The sequence below is a fragment of the Polaromonas sp. P3_B1 genome (genome assembly GCF_056402935.1).
Genome location: NZ_JBFUGK010000035.1, coordinates 1 through 18,376 on the forward strand (window position 1 = coordinate 1; position 18,376 = coordinate 18,376).

An 18,376-nucleotide genomic window follows, 5' to 3' on the forward strand; every position below is an offset into this window, starting at 1 on the left:
GCCTTCACCGTTGAGGTAATGGCCGGCGCGGAACACAAAATTGCCGATCACCGGACTGGCATAGCCAATGGCGTTCGAAACACGCGTGCGCGCATTGAAGATGGAGGTGCCGATCGCGGTAGCGCCCGCGTCGTGGATCACATACTCCACATTGCGGCCCAGGATTGCGTAGATCGGCGTGCGGCTGGGCGCGGCGGAGTCGATGCGGCCGATGTTGACGACGCCGAAGTCGCCGCCGATTCCCACATAAGAATTGCGGTACATCGGCGTGCTCGACGCCCCCGTGTCGGAAGAGATTCCCATCTCCAGACCAAAGAGGACCTTGAGGTTGCCACCCAGGTCTTCGACCCCCTTGAAGCCGAGCCGCGAGGCATTGCCTGTCATCTGTGTCTGGGAGAGGGAGCCGGTCTTGGAGTTCTCAAAGCTCGTGTCCATTCTTCCGTAAATCGTCACCGTGCTTTGCGCCAGTGCGGCCACGGGTGTTATTGCGCCGGCGGCCACAGCAGCCAGGCAGACCATTTTCAATTTCATTTCTCACTCCTGAAAAGTTTGGTGGATGGCGAGGCAACAAGCTCTCGCCGCATGTTTTTTTGCGGGCGACGTTCGCCCTGGTCTGTCCAACGTCCCTCCTCGCCGACCTTCGAATTACTGAAAAAGTTGCTTGTTTTTTGTATTGACTAGCGATACACTGTATCAAACAGCGTTACAACTAGACCATGAAGCGGTGATGACTGTCAAGAAATTTCGCGGCGGCGTTGCTGCGAATGCACAGGATGAAAGCTCGCAAAACGTGGGGTGGCCCCCAACTTGCGAGGCTTTGTGAGAGCCCCTGTGCGAGCGTGGATAGCAACGGGAGTCCTCCCGTTTACTGGAGTTTTTGATGGAAGTGACGTGCAATAGAGGGGCTCTTGCGGTCTCCCCGGATGGAGATCGCGGACCCAGGCAAATCGGCGCGCGATGCACGGGCCACCCGGCCCGCCTCGCGGCAAGAGACAAGGATGCAATCTGATGTTGGGACCTTTACTCCAGCGGATGCGCGACAGCCTGATCGTGGTGGCGCTCATGTCCGCCATCGCGTTCACCGGCATCCACCTCATTGGCGATCCCATCCACCTTCTTGTGAGCCCGAATGCCTCCACGGAAGAAGTGGATGCCGCGGCGCGAAGCCTGGGCCTGGACCGTCCGGTCTATGAGCAGTACGCGCTGTTCGTGAAACATGCGGCCGAAGGGGACCTGGGCCGATCGTTTGTTTTCAACCGGCCGGCGCTGGCCATTGTTCTGGAGCGCATGCCGGCAACGCTTGAGATGGCATTTGTCGCGCTGATACTGGCGCTGGCCATCGGCATTCCCCTGGGACTGGTGGCGGGCTTGATGCCGCACTCCTGGGCCCACAAACTCATTGCGGGGTTCTCGATCGCGGGAGTCACCATTCCCACGTTCTGGAAGGGGCTCATCCTCATCCTGATTTTTTCGGTGAACCTCGGATGGCTGCCCTCAGGTGGGCGGGGCGATACGGAGCCCTTGTTCGGCATCGCCTTCAGCTTCATGACATGGGACGGCCTCAAGCACATGATCCTGCCGGCGATGACGCTTGCCATATTCCAGATTTCCATGGTGATCCGCCTCACTGAAACCGGCGCAAGGGATGTGGTGCAGCAAGAGTACGTGCGCTTCGCGCGCGCCAAAGGCGTCTCCGGATTGAGGCTGCTGGCAAGGCACATCGCACCGAACGTGATGATCCCCGTGGTCACCGCCGTCGGGCTGGAGTTCGGCCACCTCATTGCTTTTTCCGTGGTCACCGAATCGGTGTTCGCATGGCCGGGCATGGGCAAACTCATCATTGATTCGATCCTCCATCTCGACAGGCCGGTGGTGGTGGCCTACCTGATGGTCACCGTCCTGCTGGTGGTGTCCATCAACCTTGTCGTCGATCTGCTGTATGTGATTCTGGATCCACGGCTCCGGGGCCGCAGCAAATAAAACAAAACTCAAAAACGCAAAACCGCAGAGACAACCATGATCAAAACCGACACATTGAACCCCCAGGAAGCAGCGGCGGGCGCGGCCGTGCCGCCACCGCCGCAAACGCCGTGGAGCCGGATCAGGCGGCAATTTCTTCTCAGCAAGATAGCGGCGGTCGCGCTCCTGGTATTCGCATTGCTATTCGTCGTGGCATCGGGAGCACCGCTCCTCTCCCCGCAAAACCCTTACGACCTGGCTTCCGTTTCGATCGTAGACGCGGAGCTCCCGCCGGGCGCGCGCAGCGAAGCATCCGGGATGCTGCATGTGCTCGGAACCGACGGCGCCGGAAGAGACCTGCTGAGCGCAATCTTCTACGGGTTGCGCATCAGCATGGCCGTCGGGCTGCTCAGCGCCATGGCAGCACTTTGCATAGGAACCACCGTGGGGCTGGTGGCCGCCTTCTTCGGCGGGCGGGTTGACGCTTTCCTGATGCGAATCGTGGATCTGCAGTTGAGCCTGCCGGCGATCCTGGTCGCGCTGGTGCTCCTGGCATCGCTGGGCCAGGGCGTGGACAAAACCCTGCTCGCACTGATCATCGTCCAGTGGGCATACTACGCGAGGAATGTGCGCGGCGCCGCACTGGTGGAACAGCAAAAAGAGTATGTGGAAGCGGCGATGGGGCAAGGCCTGCCCGCCGGGCGAATCATGTTCCGGCACGTGCTGCCCAATTGCATGGGCACGCTGATCGTGACCGGAACGCTTCAAACGGCGCACGCGATCAGCCTGGAGGCAACGATGAGTTTCCTGGGAATTGGCCTGCCCCAGACGGAACCCTCCCTCGGCCTTCTGATCGCCAACGGTTTTGAATACATGCTGACCAACAAGTACTGGATATCGGTGTACCCGGGAATAGCACTGGTGCTGCTGGTCGGGGCCATCAACCTTATCGGGGATCGCCTGCGCGTCGTTTTTAACCCCAAGCTGGACCAGGTATGAGCACAACAGCACTGAAGGTCAGCGGGTTGACGACCCATTTCGAGACCAAGGCCGGCATCGCCAAGGCGGTGAACGATGTTTCCTTCTCGGTCGAGCAGGGGCAAATACTCGCGCTGGTGGGTGAGTCGGGTTCGGGGAAATCCGTCACGGCCATGTCCCTGATGAACCTGGTGGATCCACCGGGGCGCGTGGTCGCCGGTGAAGTCCTTCTTCGCGGAAAAAACATACGCGCAGCCTCCGCCGGCGAGTGGAACAGGATCCGCGGCAAAGAGATGGCCATGGTCTTCCAGGACCCCATGATGTCGCTCAATCCCGTCATCCGGGTGGGTGACCAGATCACCGAAACCATACGCATCCATGACAAGGTTTCCGCCTCGGCGGCTAGGGAGCGGGCTTGCGCCGCCCTGGCCGCGGTCGGGATTCCGGCGCCGGCTGAACGTATGCGAGCCTACCCGCATGAGCTGTCGGGCGGCATGCGCCAACGCATCGCCATTGCCAACGCCATCGTCAACGAGCCGGCGGTCATCATTGCCGATGAGCCGACCACCGCCCTTGACGTGACGATCCAGGCGCAGATCCTCTACCAGATCCGCAAACTCACCAAGGAGCGCGGCACGGGCCTGGTATGGATCACCCATGACCTGAGTGTGGTGAAGGACCTCGCGGACGAGGTGTGCGTGATGTACGCGGGCCGCATCGTTGAAAAAGGCGCGGTCGCCGACGTGATCCGCTCGCCAAGGCATCCCTACACCCGCGGACTGATCGACTCCCTGCCGAAGTCCCAGGACCGGGGCTCTCTGCTCAAGCCCATTCGGGGCAGCACGCCGCCCTTGCTGGATTTGCCGCCGGGCTGCGCCTTCGCTCCCCGATGCAACCGGGCAACAGAGGCCTGCGGAAAAACGCCCGGGCAGATCCGCACGGACGACCGGACCTTCCTTTGCTTTCACCCTCTCTTCACGGCTGACACCCTATGACCACGATATTTGAAGCAGTCAATGTCTCGAAACGGTTTGGCGCCCCGCAGACCTGGAGCGGGAAGCTGGCGCACAAGCTGAAGCTTTCCCGCAAGCTTCCCAGGCAGGTGGCCGCTGTGAGCGAGATCAGCCTGCAGGTCGACGCGGGAGAGGTGGTCGGCCTTGTCGGGGAATCGGGCTGCGGCAAGTCGACATTTGGCCGGATTGCCGCGGGAATCCTGGAGCCTTCCGCAGGCAATGTCATGGTGCACCAAGTCCCGGGCAAACCGTATTTCTCCGATGTCCACCGCAATGTGCAGATGGTGTTCCAGAATCCTTATGGCTCGCTCAATCCCCGGCTGCGCGTCGACCAGCTCCTGAGTGAAGCGGCCGTCTACCATGGGCTGGTTTCCGCGAAAGACAAAGACCCGTTCGTCAAAGGCCTGCTGCAGCAGGTGGGGCTGGACGCCAGTTACGGGGAACGATATCCCCACCAGTTTTCGGGCGGGCAGCGGCAGCGCATCGCGATAGCGAGGGCGCTGGCCCTCAAACCTTCGCTTGTCGTTTGTGACGAAGCTGTTTCGGCGCTCGATGTCTCGATCCAGGCGCAGGTCCTCAACCTCTTCCAGAAGCTCAGGCGCGAACAGAACCTCGCCTACCTGTTCATCAGCCACAACCTGGCCGTGGTGGAGTACATCGCCGACCGGGTGGCCATCATGTACCTGGGCCGCATTGTGGAACTGGCCAAGACGGAAGTTCTCTTCAGTCGGCCTAACCATCCCTACACCCGGGCACTCATTGCCGACGCGCCGCGCATGGACGCGAAGCCGCTGACCTACAAGCCCATAGCGGGTGAGATGCCCAGCCCCTTGAACGTTCCCAGCGGCTGCGCATTCCATCCCCGGTGCCCGCATGTCATGCCCGTCTGCCGGGAAGTCAGGCCGGCCCTGATCGAGGTTGCCGCATCGCAGATATCGGCCTGCCACTTGAATACCACCACACCGAGGGTCGCCGAGGCAGGCTGAGAGTTTGGTCGGCTCAGCGGTGCTCAAACACCGCGGGCCGCTTCTCCACAAACGCAGCCGTTCCCTCGCGCGCATCGCGCGAAGCCGCCGCGACCATGAACTGCGCGGCCTCAATCGCCAGGCCTTCGTCGATGGAGACATTCAGGCCGCGCGTCACGGCGCGCAGTGAGGCCGTCACCGCCACGGCGGGGTTTTCGGCGATGCGGTCGGCCATGCGCAAACAGGCCGGCAGCAGCTCATGGGCCGGCACCACGTGGTTGATGAGGCCTATCAGCAGCGCTTCCTCCGCGCTGATGGCGTCGCCGGTGAGGATCATTTCATTGGCGCGCTTGCGGCCTATGTGGCGCGGCAGGCGCTGTGTGCCGCCAAACGGCGGTGGGAAGCCGAGGCGGATTTCGGGCTTGGCGAAGCTGGCGTGTTCCGCTGCAATTGCAAGGCTGCAGGCCTCCATGGTTTCGCAGCCGCCGCCAAAGGCGATGCCGTTGACGGCTGCGATGATGGGCTTGGGGTAGTTTTCGATGCGGCGCGTCATGGCCTGGCCGCGCATCACAAAGTTGCGATGCGCTACTTCTGGAGACATGGCAATGTCCGGCGCGAAGCCCGCGATGTCGGCGCCCGCACTGAAGGCCTTGTTGCCCTGCCCCGTCAGCACCAGGCAGCGCACGCTGTCGTCGCGTTCCAGCGCATCCAGCCTGTCCATGAGTTCGTCGATCAAGGCATAGCTCAGGGCATTGAGTTTTTCGGGCCGGTTCAGGGTAAGCACCATGTGTTGGCCGTGGCGTCCGGTTTCTATCAGCATGCGGTCTCCAGCAGGGTTGCGGGCAAGAACGACAGCACGCCGCTGCCGCGTGGCGCGCCGACAAAATAAGTTGCGGCTTGTGGCGTGACAAAAGACTGGCCGCTTTCCAGCACGATGTCGCTGTCGCGAAGTCCAGCTAAAGCGTCGCTGGTGATCCACAGGCAACCAGCGGTGCAGGCCAGGGCCTGGCCGCGCGGCAGTCGAAAGCGCTCCGGGATGGGCCCGAGCTTGAGCGGGGTTTGCGGGATTTGGGGGGCATGCATGGCGGACTCCTTGGAAAGTGTGGTTTGATTCTTCTTTGGAACCGGCCCCAGCGGCCGGATGGTTTGTCATCCGGGGTATTCCTTTCACTCATGTTGTTCATGCCATGCTGAACCCATCCTCTTCCCACGCACTGCGCGCCATGTCGCTGGACGCGATACGCGGCTTTGAATCCGCGGCGCGCCACCTGAGCTTTACCGCGGCGGCCGAGGAGCTGTGCATCACGCAATCGGCGGTCAGCAAGCAGGTCAAAAGCCTGGAGGACGCGCTGGGCGCGCCGCTGTTCCTGCGCGGCGGAAAAGGTTTGAGCCTCACGCCGCAAGGACGCGAGCTGTATGAGGCGGCGCGCGCGGCACTGGGGCAGTTGGCCTCGGCCGTGGACCGCCTGCTGGCGGTGGACAGGGTGTCGGTGGCGGTCACCACCACGCCCTCTTTTGCAGCGCTGTGGCTGGCGCCCAAGCTGGCGAAATTCCAGCAACTGGAGCCGGCCATCGACGTGCGTGTCGACGCCTCGGAAGCGCGCGTCAACCTGGAGCGTGAGGGCATGGACCTGGCCGTGCGGCTTTATCCCGTCGTGCCGGGTGGCGAAGACCCGCCGCCCTTGCTGCAGGAGCAGGCCTTGCTGGTCGCGGCGCCGGCCGTCGCGGAGCGCATCCGTTCAGCGGCTGACATCGCGCGCACACCGCTGCTGGTGTATTACGACCCGGCCACACGTTTCCCCTGGATGTCGTGGCCGGACTGGTATCAGCGCCTGGGTTTAAAACAATCGGCGCAGCAGCCCTGCCTGTATTTTTCGCAGTACGAGCATGTGCTGAACGCGGCCGTGCAGGGTGGCGGCATCGCCATAGGCCGCACGCCGCTGGTGCTGCCGCTGCTGCGCGGCGGCCAGCTCACGGTGGTCTTGCCGGGCCAGACGGTGGACGGCCTGGGCTACCGCATCATCACCTCGGCCCACAGCGCGGAACGGCCGGCGGTGCAGAAATTCCGCGCCTGGCTGGAGCGCGAACTGGCGCTCGAAGCGATTGGTTGAAGCCTGCATATGACACTTGTTGAGTTTTCGCCATGCAGAACAGCAACCGTTCGGGCTGAGCTTGTCGAAGCCCTTCGACAAGCTCAGGGCGAACGGCAGTAAGACTTCTGGCGACTTATACACATATCAATCAACCCAGGCGCCCGTCGCTTCCAGCACAGGCGACAACTCCGCCTCACCCCAACGCAGCGGCAAGGAAGATTCGACGAGGCGCATGGACTGCACCTTGAATCGCATCAGGCGCTGCGCGCCGGCAAAAGCATCCACCTCGGGGCCGTCCCAGATGATGTCGGCCGTGACTGCCAGGTAGAGCAAATCGCCGGTGTCGAAGTCGATGAACAGCAGGCCGGCGCGCGGGTTCACCACCAGGTTGCCCAGGGTGTTGAAGAAGTAGTTGCCGACAAAGTCCGGCACCGTCAGCGTGCCGTCGGCTTCGACGCGCACAAAGCCGGGCTTGCCGCCGCGATGCGAGACGTCCACACCGCCGGCGCGGCCGGCCTGGGCCTTGTCGCCTGCATACGCAGTGGCGATGAACAGGGTGTCTGCCTGCACGATGATGCGGCGCGCGTCGTCGTCGAGCTGCGCAGACTCGTGTACCACCGGCCCCGCTTCCGATGCGGGACGCTCCACATAGACCGGCTCGCGCGCCTGGATGTATTTGGGGCAGTTGCCAAAGCTCTGGCTCAGCTCCACCGCAAAGCCTTCGGCATTGACACCGCGGACCGTGCCGTTCATGCGGTTGCGCCGGCGTGTGTGCGGCTCTATGCCGAGCAGGCCTATCGCTGCGCCGTCAACCAGCGTGCCTTGCAGAGGGTCGCCGGCCAGCGGCTGTGCATGCAAAGTCAAATGGCGCGCATCGGGTGAATGGATAAAACCCGGCGGCTGGGCCAGCACCGAGGCCCAAGGCTGGCCGTCAGCATCCACCGTGCCGGCGATGACGAAGGGCAGTTGTTCAAAGAACTCGCGGTGCTGGTCGGGCATGAAGTCGCGGATCACGCGCGGGCCGATTTCCGCCATGCGCTCGCGCACGGCCGCTCCCACGCGCGCCTGCGCGGCACGTTCGCCTTCATGAAAAGCCGGGGCGTTCATGCGGCCAACCCAATCGGTGTCCTGACCATGGGCACAAAGCGCGGCAAGGCCTCGATGCGAGCCAGCCAGGCGCGTATCCGCGGGTAGGCTTCCAGCGAGACCTTGCCCTCGGGCGCATGCGCCGAATAGCTGTAGTTGGCGATGTCGGCCAACGTGGGCGTGCTGCCCGCGAGAAAAGCCGACTGGCCCACTTGCTGCTCCATCACCGCGAACAGCGCGTGTGCGCGCTCAATGGCTTCGGGGTTTTCGGGGCGCTTGAACAGCTGGACGACACGCGCGGCCGCTGGACCATAGGCGAGTTGCCCCGCTGCCACCGACAACCAGCGCTGCACCGACGCCGCGGCCAAGGGGTCGCGCGGCAACCACTGCTCAGCATCCGGCGCGTAACGCGCATTGAGGTAGACCAGGATGGCATTCGAATCGGCCAGCGTGATGTCACCATCCTGGATCACCGGGACCTGGCCGAAGGCGTTCATGGCCAGAAAGGCCGGCGTCTTGTGCCCCTTGGCGGCCAGGTCGATCTCGATGCGCTCGAAGGGCAGGCCCAGCAGCGAGAGGAAGAGCTCCACCCGGTGCGAGTGGCCGGAGATGGCGACGCGGTACAGGCGTATGGGCTGCGCGGGCTGGGCTTTGGCGGAGGGTGTGCTCATGGTGGGCTTTCGGTGGGTTGCAGGCAAGAAGAAATCTCTGGGATGGATTCTGTTTGAACCGTTATCCTGAATAAATGGCCTTTTTCGTATTTAACTAATCCATTAACTGGATTAATGGCCGCCACAGGCGTAGCATCCCGCCCATGGACAAACTCAAAGCCATGCAGGCCTTTATTCACATTGCCGAACAAGGCAGCCTCACGGCCGCGGCCCAAGTCATGGAGTCATCCCTGCCGGCCATGGTGCGCACGCTGGCCGGCTTCGAAGCGCAGCTGGGCGTGCGGCTTTTCAACCGCACGACGCGGCGCATTTCGCTGACAGAGGAAGGCAGGCGCCACCTGGAGAGCTGCCGCCAGCTGCTGGCCGCGCTGGCCGATGCCGAGGCGGCGCTTTCCGCCGATGCGGCCGAGCCTGCGGGCCACCTGACCATCACCGCGCCCATGCTGTTCGGGCAAATGCATGTGGCGCCCGCCGTCACGCGTTTTGTGCAGCAGCACGAGAAGATGCGCTGCTCCATGGTGCTGCTGGACCGTGTGGTCAACCTGCTGGAAGAAGGCATAGACGTGGGCATACGCATAGGCGAACCCGAGGACTCCAGCCTGGTGGCGCAGAAGGTGGGCCAGATACGCCGCCTGGTGGTGGCCAGCCCGGCCTGGCTGCGCCGCCATGGCGTGCCCAAACACCCGAAAGAGCTGCTCAAGGCCAACTGCGTGCGCGTGACCGACCATTCCCCCACATGGGGCCCGTTCAATGACCAGGGCCGGCCGCTGCGTCTTGCGGTCAGTGGTAATCTGGAGTTCAACCAGATTGCGCCGGCCGTGGCGGCGTGCGCGTCGGGCGCGGGTTTCGGTTCGTTTTTCTCCTACCAGGTGGCGCCGTTCTTGCAGACCAAACAGCTGCGCACCGTGCTGGAGGATTTCGAACCCCCGCCTCGGCCCATCAACGTGGTCTACCCCCACGCAAGGCTGCTGCCCACGCGCACCCGGGTGTTCATCGAGTGGATGAAACAGGAACTGAGGGAGTTCCAGTCCTGACCACCAGGCAATGAGGCGGTCAAACAGCCAGACAGAAAAACCAGGAATACAGCGTATGCAGAATTTTGACTTTGACCTTTTTGTGATCGGCGGCGGCAGCGGCGGCGTGCGCGCCGCGCGCATGTCGGCCCAGCGCGGCGCGCGCGTGGGCCTGGCCGAAGTCGCGGCCATGGGCGGCACCTGCGTGAACGTGGGTTGCATCCCGAAAAAGCTCTACAGCTACGCCGCCCACTACGGCGACAGTTTTGAAGAATCGCACGGCTTCGGCTGGGTGGGCGAAGCGCCGAAGTTCGACTGGGACATCCTGAAGGCCAACCGCGCGCGGGAAATCTCACGGCTCAATGGCATCTATACGCAGTTGCTCGAAAGCGCGGGCGTGAAGATCATCAAGGGCTGGGCCCGGCTGCTTGACGAGCACACCATAGAAGTCGACGACCAGAAGTTCACGGCCAAACACATCCTGGTCTCCACCGGCGGCACTCCCACCGTGCCGGCGCTGCCGGGCCGCGAGCATGTGCTGACGTCAGACCACATGTTCGACCTCAGCCCTTTCCCCAAACGCCTGATGGTGGTGGGCGGCGGCTACATCGCCTGCGAGTTTGCCTCCATCTTCAACGGCCTGGGCTCGGAAGTGACGCAGGTGCACCGCCGCGACATGCTGCTCACGGGTTTTGACGAGGACGTGCGCCGCTTTATCGCGGCCGAGATGGGCAAGACCGGCATCACGCTGAAGCTGGGCAGCGAAGTGGCGTCCATCACCAAGACGGATACCGGCCTGCAGATTGAATTCAAGGGTGGCGGCACCGGCCTGGAGGTGGATGCGGTGCTCTACGCCACCGGCCGCATACCGAATGCGAACGGCATAGGCCTGGAAACCGTGGGTGTGGCGGTGAATGCGGCCGGCGCGATTCAGGTCAACGAGCACTACCAGACCTCGGTGCCCTCCATCTACGCGCTGGGCGACGTGACGGCGCGCCTGCAGCTGACGCCGGTGGCGCTGGGTGAAGCCATGGTGGTGGTGGACCAGCTCTTCGGTCCGGCCGCCGGCAAGAAGCCGCGCAACATGAGTTATGAATTTGTGCCGACCGCCGTCTTCACCCACCCCAACATCGGCACCGTCGGTTATTCAGAGACCGACGCACGCGCCAAATTCGGCAAGGTCACAGTCTTCCGCGCCGACTTCAAGGCGCTCAAGCACACCCTGAGCGGCAGCACCGAGCGCACGCTGATGAAGCTGCTGGTCGAGGACGCCACCGACCGCGTGGTGGGCCTGCACATGGTGGGCCCGGACGCCGGCGAGATTGTCCAGGGTTTTGCCGTGGCCATGAAGGCCGGCGCGACCAAGGCGATTTTTGACAGCACGATTGGGATCCACCCGACCGTCGCGGAAGAGTTTGTGACCATGCGGGAGCCGGTCGGCAAATAACGCTGGAGACTTAACGACCGTTCGCCCTGAGCTTGTCGAAGGGCCGGCTCAAGCAGAGCGGATCCAAAAGCCCCGGCTCCAATGGTGCAGAGGCTTCGACAAGCTCAGCCCGAACGGTGTGAGGGCCTGGGTTACGAAAACAATATCAGTCCGCGTCCGGATCCTCCGGCGTATCCGAGTCCGGCTCACGATCTTTGAGCCGCTCATCCAGCCGCTTGCGAATCGACCCCGCCTCATCCAGAAACTGCGGCACCGGCACCGCGGGCGCCACACGCAGCGAGGGCGGGTAAATGGTGGACATGTACAGCTTGTTGGACAGGCGCTTGTTCTGCAGCCAGGTGGTGCCCAGCAGGGCGACCGTTCCGAGCACGGCGATGCCAGCCATCAGCAAGGCGACGCCCCGGCGCCGCTGCGGAGCGATGACCGTGAGGTGCACATAGATGGTGGCCGCGACGCCCAGCAGCAGCATGAGCCCCTCAAAACGCGACAGGCTTTCGAGGGAGAACATAAAAGCCAGCAGGCCGGCCAGGGTGGACACCGCCTGCACCGCGAGCGAACTGAAGCAGGCGATGCGCACATGGCGCCAGAACTGCAGGTGGCCGGTGAACAGCTTGGTGGCCAGGGCCCACAGCCCCGCCCAGACAGCGAACGCCAGCACCACCCAGCCCAGCAGGCCGGGCAGCTGCCGCGCGAACTGCGAAGGCTCGGTCAGCGTGAGCCAGGACTGGATCAGCACCAGGGCGAGCATGCCGGCCAGGGCCAGCAGCGTCCAGCCGGTGGTGCGCCAGGGGAAATGCGGCAGCAGCTCCTCGGCCGCCACCGGCTCCTCGGCCAGGCGCAGGCCCAGCTTGAGGCGGCCCAGCGCCAGCGCTTCGCCGGCCGGCCAGTTGAATTGCGCATCGCGCCCGTGCCGGGCGCGGCCCAGCGCCACGCCGTTGACGCTGTCCAGCACCTGCACGGTGACGCCGTCCTCGGGCGTGCGGTTGATGCGCAGGTGTTCACCGGCCACATGGCTGTCGTCCAGCACCAGGTCGGCCGTGAGCGCTCGGCCCACGGTGACGGGCCAGTGCCGAACCTCAAGGCGGCCGACCATGGCGCCGGTTCGGTCGGTGGCCTGCAGCAGGCCCAGGATGGGAGCGGCGCTCATTTGGCGGCCTCCCACTTGAAGCCGGCCAGGTAATGCGCGACCAGCTTGAGGCCGTTGTCGAAACTCACGCCCTGCGCGTCCATGCGCCCCTGCACACCGCGTGTGGACTGATTGACCGACATGGTCAGCACCGACACGTCGTAAAGCCCCGGCAGCTTGCGGTAGGCGCTCATGCAGACCACGGCCCGCATGGGCATGCCGCCGGTTTCAATAAAGCGCTCGGAACACTCGGCGGGTGTGGCCTTGCGCGAGCCGCGTGTGGCGAAGTATTCATTGCCAAAACTTTGCGAATACATCGCGGAAAAGCGCAGCGGCCCGAGCTTGGGTGCGTTGTAGGCCTCGTAGCGCAGGCGTATGTAGCCGGTGTTGAAATCGCCGGCGTACACATGGCTGTCGATCTGGCAGTCGGTGCGTTCCAGGTCGAAGGCCTTGAAGTCGGGCTCGCGCCCTCGGCCCCAGCAGCGGGCCAGCGCGTCGTCAGGCACCGGCACGCTGTAGCCGCCGTGCTTTTGCGCGGTCAGCGGCGCGGCGGTAAAGCGCTGCGTCAGCAGGGCCTGGTGCTCGCCGAGCTGGCGCGCAACCTCGGCATGCGCGGGCTTGGTGATGGGCTGGGCCGAGGCGGCCTTGGCCAGCAGGGCCTGGGCGAATTCGGCGGGAATCAAAAAGCTCAGCAAGTCGCCGTCCAGCCGCTTGGAGACATTGACACCGACCACCTGGCCCGCGTCGTCAAGCGCGGGGCCGCCGCTCATGCCGGGGTTGAGCGCGCCGCCGAAGAAGATGCGCGGGTAGAAGCTGCGCTGCACCAGGCCGTTGTAAGTGCCCTCGGTCACGGCAAAGCCGATATCCAGCGGGTTGCCCAGCGAATAGATGCGCTCGCCGCGCGCCAGCGGGCGCTCAGCCCCTCGAAAAGACAGCTGCGGCATGCCCGTGGCGGGCGTCTTCACGCGCAGCAGGGCCAGGTCGTTGCGCACGTCAAACGCCAGCAGCTCGACATCGGCCTCCTTGCCGTCCACCGGCACATAGACGCCGCGGTAGCGTTCGGGCTCCAGCGCGAGCTGGCTGGCCACATGGAAGTTGGTGATGATGAGCCCGTTGGCCGAGACAAAAAAGCCCGAGCCCACGCTGGCCTGGGTGTTGGAGTTGCGCAGCAGGGTGCGTATCTGCACCAGCTTGTCGCGTGTGGTTTCGTAGGCGCGCTGGGCGTCACGGGAGATCTGGGCCGGCGCAGCGGGCGTGGCGCCGCGAGCCGGCGCCGGGGCCTGGGCGTGGGCCTGAAGGCACAGTGCCACGAAGAGAGCGCCCAGCATCGCACGCAGCGGCCCAAAGAGTTGCCCGATGGGCTTGGATGGGTTCATCGATGCATTCTAGGGTCTGGCGATGAAGAACATCCTCCAAAGAGTTGCCGCACAATGGCGGCATGCCCTATCTCCCACCCTTCATCGCCCCCACCCGCTACAGCGACCCGGCCGCCGCGCTGGCCCAGGTCCGCGCGATTTACGACCAGCAGATCTCCCATTTGCGCGACGCGATGCAGCGTTACGTGGCCGGGGAGACCCTGCCAGGCCATGTGCGCGCCTGCTACCCCTTTGTGCGCATACACACCGACACGGTGGCGCGCGCCATCCTGGAGACGCCCGACATTGCGCAGCTGAGCTTCGGTTTTGTGGCCGGGCCCGGCCGCTTTGAGACCACGCTGACGCGGCCCGACCTTTTTGGCAACTACTACCTCGAGCAGTTCCGCCTGCTGATGCAGAACCACGACGTGGAGCTCGAAGTCGGCACCAGCGCGCAGCCGATACCGATTCACTTTTCGTTCGCGGAGAACGACCACATCGAAGGCAGCATGACGGCGGCGCGCCGCATGCTGATGCGCGACGTGTTCGACCTGCCCGACCTGAGCGCGATGGACGACGGCATCGCCAACGGCACCTATGAGCCCCTGCCCGGCGAGCCGCAGCCGCTGGCACTGTTCACCGCGGCGCGCGTCGACTATTCGCTGCAGCGCCTGCGCCACTACACCGGCACCTCGCCGCATTGGTTCCAGAACTTCGTGCTGTTCACCAACTACCAGTTTTATATCGACGAGTTCGTGCGCCTGGGCCATGAGGCCATGGCAGACCCCAACAGCGAATACATCGCCTTCATCGAACCCGGCAATGTGGTGACCCGGCGCACCGGCCTGCCCGCCGCCGAGGGCGACGACCTCGGCGTTCCGCCGCCGCGCCTGCCGCAGATGCCGGGCTACCACCTGCTGCGCGCCGACCACAGCGGCATCACCATGGTCAACATCGGCGTGGGCCCGGCCAACGCCAAGAACATCACCGATCACATCGCCGTGCTGCGCCCGCACGCCTGGGTCATGCTGGGCCACTGCGCCGGCCTGCGCAACAGCCAGCAGCTGGGCGACTACGTGCTGGCCCACGGTTATGTGCGCGAAGACCACGTGCTGGACGAGGAACTGCCGCTGTGGGTGCCGATTCCGGCGCTGGCCGAAATCCAGGTTGCGCTCGAAAAAGCCGTGGCCGACGTGACCCATGCGGTCGGGCCCGACCTCAAGCGCATCATGCGCACCGGCACCGTGGCCTCCACCGACAACCGCAACTGGGAGCTGCTGCCGGGCAACCAGCCGCAGCGGCGCTTCAGCCAGAGCCGCGCGGTGGCGCTGGACATGGAAAGCGCGACGATTGCCGCCAATGGCTTTCGCTTTCGCGTGCCCTACGGCACCCTGCTGTGCGTGAGCGACAAGCCGCTGCACGGCGAGATCAAGCTGCCCGGCATGGCCAATCACTTCTACCGCGAGCGCGTGGACCAGCACCTGCGCATCGGCATACGCGCCATCGAGCTGCTGCGCGCCGAGGGCATCACGCAGCTGCACAGCCGCAAGCTGCGCAGTTTTTCGGAAGTGGCTTTCCAGTAAACCGGGCCATGACCCCAGCGCCCCTCGTCCAGATCCGGGAAGCCACGCACGATGTCGTCATCGACATGATGTACGCGCGACCCGACAACTTCACCGGCCAGGTGATCTACGGCCACAAGCTCTGCTTTCTGCATCCCGAGGCCGAGGCCTGCCTGCGCCGCGCGGTGGCGGGCGCGCGCGGCTTCGGCTACAAGCTCAAGATTTTTGACGCCTTCCGCCCGCATGAGGCACAGGAGGCGCTGTGGGCGGTGCTGCCGGTGCCGGGTTATGTGGCCGACCCGGCCAAGGGCTCCAACCACACGCGCGGCGTGGCGGTCGACCTGACCCTGCTGGACGCGCAGGGCCATGAGCTGGACATGGGCACGCCGGTCGACACCATGACGCCAGCCTCGCACCACTTCTACGCCGACCTTTCGGCCGCGGTGCAGCTCAACCGGATGAAGCTGCTGACCATCATGCTGGAGGCCGGCTTTGTGCACCACCCCATGGAGTGGTGGCACTACCAGTTGCCCGAGGCCAAGGAGTTCGAGCTGGTCAGCAGCGCGGTGTTTGCCGGCTGCCTGGACGCCGCGGCCTGAAGAGGCCCGGGCTCAGGCTTTCGCGGGTAGTTCGCCGGGGCTTTGCTCGCCCTGGGAGCTTTCGCCGGCTTGCATGATTTCGGCCCGCATCGTCGGCAGGAACTGCGGGTATTCACGCTGCATGAAGTCCACCAGCGCCTCGCGCACCTTGCAGCGCAGATCCCAGTTGAGGCCGGAGTTGCCCGAGGTGACGAGCAGGCGCAGCTGCATGCTGCGCTCGCCGGCTTCCACCACCTGCAACAGGCACAAACGCTTGTCCCATTCGGGCGCGGCTTCGCAGGCGCGGCGCGCGGCCTGGCGCAGCGGCTCCAGCGGCATGCGGTAGTCCACCCACAGAAACACCGTGCCTATGATCTGCGCGCTGTTGCGCGTCCAGTTCTGGAAAGGGTTTTCGATGAACCACTGCAGCGGGATGATCATGCGCCGCTCATCCCAGATCTTGAGCACCACATAGGTGCCGGTAATTTCCTCGACGCGACCCCACTCGCCTTGCACGATGAGCACATCGTCGATGCGCAGCGGCTGGGCCAGCGCCAGCTGCAGGCCGGCGATCAGGTTGCTGAACACCGGCCGCGCCGCGATACCGGCCACGATGCCGATCACGCCGGCCGAGGCCAGCAGGCTGGCGCCCAACTGGCGCGCGCCCGGGAAGGTCATCAGCATCAATGACAGGCCGGCGACCAGCACCATAAAGCCGGCGGTGCGCGCCAGCAGCCGCGTCTGGGTGTGGATGCGGCGCGCATTGAGGTTGTCTTCGACCTCGACCGAATGTTGGCCGATCACGCCCTGCGCCACGCCGCCGATGGCGCGCAGCGCCAGCCAGGTCAGGGTGGCCAGCAGCAGCAGGGCATTGCCGTGACGCACCTGGTAGATCAGCGGCAGTGCATCGGGCGCGGCCTGCCAGACGGCCTGCAGGGCGATCAAGGGCAAGGCGAAACGCGAGGGCCGCCAGCTGCGGCGCGCCACCGCGCTGGAGATGGGCAGGTTGCGGGTGAGGCGCCAGATCACCGCGGCGCCGACGCGGTGCACCACCAGGGCCAGCACCACGGCCACGACGGCCGAGAACAACACCCGCCAGGCGGAGTCCTCCAGGAGATGAAGATCGCCGATATTCATCCGTGGAAAGCTTCTTTCAGCCGGCCTTGCGCGGCCGGACCAGGGCCGCGGCGGTTTTGGCGTTGATGCGCGCGGTTTCGACGTCGGCATCAAAGGCCAGGGCCACGCCCATGCGGCGTTTCACAAAACTCTCAGGCTTGCCGAAGAGGCGGATGTCGGAGTTGGGCACGCGCAGCGCCTCGGCCACGCCGTCGAAGACGATGCCCTGGGCATCGACGCCGCCGTAAATCACGGCGCTGGCGCCCGGGCTCTTGAGCGCGGTGTTGACCGGCAGGCCCAGGATGGCGCGCGCATGCAGCTCGAATTCGTTCTGCCACTGCGTGCATAGGGTCACCATGCCGGTGTCGTGCGGGCGCGGGCTCACTTCGCTGAACCAGACGTCCTCGCCCTTGACGAACAGCTCGACACCGAACAGGCCCTGGCCGCCCAGGTTGTCGGTCACGGCCTTGCAGATCTCGCGGCATTTTTGCAGCGCGGCCGGCCGCATGGGGTGCGGTTGCCAGCTTTCCACATAGTCGCCGCTGACCTGCACGTGGCCTATGGGCTCGCAGAAATGGGTTTCAATTTTTCCGTCGGCACCCATAGCACGCACGGTGAGCTGGGTGATTTCGTAGTCAAAGTCGATAAATCCCTCGACGATCACGCGGCCGTGGCTCACGCGGCCGCCGGCCATGGCGTAGTCCCAGGCTTTTTTCACGTCGGCGGGGCCGGAGATCTTGCTCTGGCCCTTGCCCGAGGAGCTCATGACCGGCTTGACGATGCAGGGGTAGCCGGTGGTGGAATCGATCGCGGCCTGCAGCTCTTCCAGCGAATCGCAGAACACATAGGGGCTGGTCGGCAGGCCTAAAGTTTCGGCGGCCAGGCGGCGTATGCCTTCGCGGTCCATGGTCAGGCGCGCGGCGCGGGCCGTGGGGATCACACGCACCGTGCCGGCAGCTTCGAGCTCTTCGAGCATGGCCGTGGCGATCGCCTCGATCTCGGGCACCACCAGGTCGGGTTTTTCTTTTTCAATCAGGGCCTTGAGCTGGGCCGGATCGCTCATGGTGATGGTGCGCGCATGGTGGGCCACCTGCTGGCCCGGCGCGTTTTCATAACGGTCGGTGGCAATCGTCTCCACGCCCAGTCGCTGCAGCGCAATCAACACCTCTTTGCCCAGCTCGCCGGAGCCGAGCAGCATGACTTTGGTGGCATGGGGGGACAAGGGGGTTCCGAAAGTTGTCATAGATATAGGTATAGGTAAGCGCCAGGGGGAAGTGGGGAGGGAAGCGGCGGCCGCAGGGGCAAGCACCCGGGCACCGCTTGGGCTTACTTTACTGCACTCGTCCGGCGCCGCCGGGTAGGACGGCTGCTTGCTTTGCCCTTGCCCTGCAACGGACATTGCCGTCAGATGATA

18 protein-coding genes are annotated in these 18,376 nt (G+C 64.5%); 9 read left to right on the forward strand and 9 right to left on the reverse strand.

Going from position 1 to position 18,376, the window contains the following annotated elements:
* Positions 1 to 531: porin (locus AC1DXS_RS18595; RefSeq protein WP_477738953.1), on the reverse strand; the 531-nt coding region annotated here is incomplete at its 3' end.
* Positions 532 to 1,008: 477 nt separating this feature from the next.
* Between AC1DXS_RS18595 and AC1DXS_RS18600 the strand changes: the two genes are divergently transcribed.
* From AC1DXS_RS18600 to AC1DXS_RS18615, 4 genes are read left to right on the forward strand one after another with little or no spacing between them, the layout of a single operon-like run.
* Positions 1,009 to 1,980: an ABC transporter permease gene (locus tag AC1DXS_RS18600; RefSeq protein WP_477738954.1), complete on the forward strand. Its 972-nt coding sequence runs from the start codon at positions 1,009 to 1,011 to the stop codon at positions 1,978 to 1,980.
* Positions 1,981 to 2,016: 36 nt separating this feature from the next.
* The gene (locus AC1DXS_RS18605) at positions 2,017 to 2,958 is read left to right on the forward strand and encodes an ABC transporter permease (protein WP_477738955.1); all 942 of its coding nucleotides are present in this window, start codon (positions 2,017 to 2,019) and stop codon (positions 2,956 to 2,958) included.
* Positions 2,955 to 3,932 carry an ABC transporter ATP-binding protein gene (locus tag AC1DXS_RS18610; RefSeq protein ID WP_477738956.1) on the forward strand — a complete coding sequence of 326 codons (978 nt, stop codon included), beginning with the start codon at positions 2,955 to 2,957 and terminating at the stop codon, positions 3,930 to 3,932. Before AC1DXS_RS18605 ends, AC1DXS_RS18610 begins: the two co-directional genes overlap by 4 nt.
* Entirely contained in the window at positions 3,929 to 4,936 is a 1,008-nt protein-coding gene (locus AC1DXS_RS18615) for an ABC transporter ATP-binding protein (protein WP_477738957.1), read from the forward strand. Before AC1DXS_RS18610 ends, AC1DXS_RS18615 begins: the two co-directional genes overlap by 4 nt.
* 13 nt (positions 4,937 to 4,949) lie before the next feature.
* On the opposite strand, the gene AC1DXS_RS18620 is transcribed toward AC1DXS_RS18615, so the two are convergent.
* Together AC1DXS_RS18620 and AC1DXS_RS18625 are read right to left on the reverse strand one after the other, a co-directional pair.
* Positions 4,950 to 5,735: a crotonase/enoyl-CoA hydratase family protein gene (locus tag AC1DXS_RS18620; RefSeq protein WP_477738958.1), complete on the reverse strand. Its 786-nt coding sequence runs from the start codon at positions 5,733 to 5,735 to the stop codon at positions 4,950 to 4,952.
* Complete coding sequence (locus AC1DXS_RS18625; RefSeq protein WP_477738959.1) at positions 5,729 to 5,998, reverse strand: DUF2917 domain-containing protein; 270 nt, start codon at positions 5,996 to 5,998, stop codon at positions 5,729 to 5,731. Before AC1DXS_RS18625 ends, AC1DXS_RS18620 begins: the two co-directional genes overlap by 7 nt.
* A 104-nt stretch (positions 5,999 to 6,102) precedes the next feature.
* On the opposite strand from AC1DXS_RS18625, the gene AC1DXS_RS18630 reads away from it, so the two are divergent.
* Positions 6,103 to 7,026 carry a LysR substrate-binding domain-containing protein gene (locus AC1DXS_RS18630; protein WP_477738960.1) on the forward strand — a complete coding sequence of 308 codons (924 nt, stop codon included), beginning with the start codon at positions 6,103 to 6,105 and terminating at the stop codon, positions 7,024 to 7,026.
* 126 nt (positions 7,027 to 7,152) lie between these two features.
* On the opposite strand, the gene AC1DXS_RS18635 is transcribed toward AC1DXS_RS18630, so the two are convergent.
* Positions 7,153 to 8,115: a pyridoxamine 5'-phosphate oxidase family protein gene (locus AC1DXS_RS18635; RefSeq protein ID WP_477738961.1), complete on the reverse strand. Its 963-nt coding sequence runs from the start codon at positions 8,113 to 8,115 to the stop codon at positions 7,153 to 7,155.
* Positions 8,112 to 8,765: a glutathione S-transferase family protein gene (locus tag AC1DXS_RS18640; RefSeq protein WP_477738962.1), complete on the reverse strand. Its 654-nt coding sequence runs from the start codon at positions 8,763 to 8,765 to the stop codon at positions 8,112 to 8,114. Before AC1DXS_RS18640 ends, AC1DXS_RS18635 begins: the two co-directional genes overlap by 4 nt.
* A 143-nt stretch (positions 8,766 to 8,908) precedes the next feature.
* Between AC1DXS_RS18640 and AC1DXS_RS18645 the strand changes: the two genes are divergently transcribed.
* Positions 8,909 to 9,799: a LysR family transcriptional regulator gene (locus AC1DXS_RS18645; RefSeq protein ID WP_477738963.1), complete on the forward strand. Its 891-nt coding sequence runs from the start codon at positions 8,909 to 8,911 to the stop codon at positions 9,797 to 9,799.
* 55 nt (positions 9,800 to 9,854) lie between these two features.
* Positions 9,855 to 11,225 (forward strand): glutathione-disulfide reductase, encoded by a 1,371-nt coding sequence (gene gorA, locus AC1DXS_RS18650; RefSeq protein ID WP_477738964.1) that lies wholly within the window; start codon positions 9,855 to 9,857, stop codon positions 11,223 to 11,225.
* A gap of 145 nt (positions 11,226 to 11,370) precedes the next feature.
* Here the strand turns inward: gorA and AC1DXS_RS18655 are convergent, their stop codons facing one another.
* Together AC1DXS_RS18655 and AC1DXS_RS18660 are read right to left on the reverse strand one after the other, a co-directional pair.
* Complete coding sequence (locus AC1DXS_RS18655; RefSeq protein WP_477738965.1) at positions 11,371 to 12,372, reverse strand: FHA domain-containing protein; 1,002 nt, start codon at positions 12,370 to 12,372, stop codon at positions 11,371 to 11,373.
* Complete coding sequence (locus AC1DXS_RS18660; protein ID WP_477738966.1) at positions 12,369 to 13,727, reverse strand: S1 family peptidase; 1,359 nt, start codon at positions 13,725 to 13,727, stop codon at positions 12,369 to 12,371. The genes AC1DXS_RS18655 and AC1DXS_RS18660 overlap by 4 nt, the downstream gene beginning before the upstream one ends.
* A 62-nt stretch (positions 13,728 to 13,789) precedes the next feature.
* Here AC1DXS_RS18660 and AC1DXS_RS18665 point away from each other — a divergent pair, with 62 nt between their 5' ends.
* Both AC1DXS_RS18665 and ddpX read left to right on the forward strand, forming a co-directional pair.
* Positions 13,790 to 15,289 (forward strand): AMP nucleosidase, encoded by a 1,500-nt coding sequence (locus tag AC1DXS_RS18665; protein ID WP_477738967.1) that lies wholly within the window; start codon positions 13,790 to 13,792, stop codon positions 15,287 to 15,289.
* An 8-nt stretch (positions 15,290 to 15,297) separates the two neighbouring features.
* A complete protein-coding gene (gene ddpX, locus AC1DXS_RS18670) occupies positions 15,298 to 15,867 on the forward strand; it encodes a D-alanyl-D-alanine dipeptidase (RefSeq protein WP_477738968.1) in 570 nt (189 codons plus the stop codon).
* A gap of 12 nt (positions 15,868 to 15,879) precedes the next feature.
* On the opposite strand, the gene AC1DXS_RS18675 is transcribed toward ddpX, so the two are convergent.
* Both AC1DXS_RS18675 and purT read right to left on the reverse strand, forming a co-directional pair.
* Complete coding sequence (locus tag AC1DXS_RS18675) at positions 15,880 to 16,983, reverse strand: mechanosensitive ion channel family protein (RefSeq protein ID WP_477738969.1); 1,104 nt, start codon at positions 16,981 to 16,983, stop codon at positions 15,880 to 15,882.
* 16 nt (positions 16,984 to 16,999) lie between these two features.
* Positions 17,000 to 18,205, reverse strand: a complete 1,206-nt coding sequence (gene purT, locus AC1DXS_RS18680; RefSeq protein ID WP_477738970.1) for a formate-dependent phosphoribosylglycinamide formyltransferase — start codon at positions 18,203 to 18,205, stop codon at positions 17,000 to 17,002.
* Positions 18,206 to 18,376: the final 171 nt, after the last annotated feature.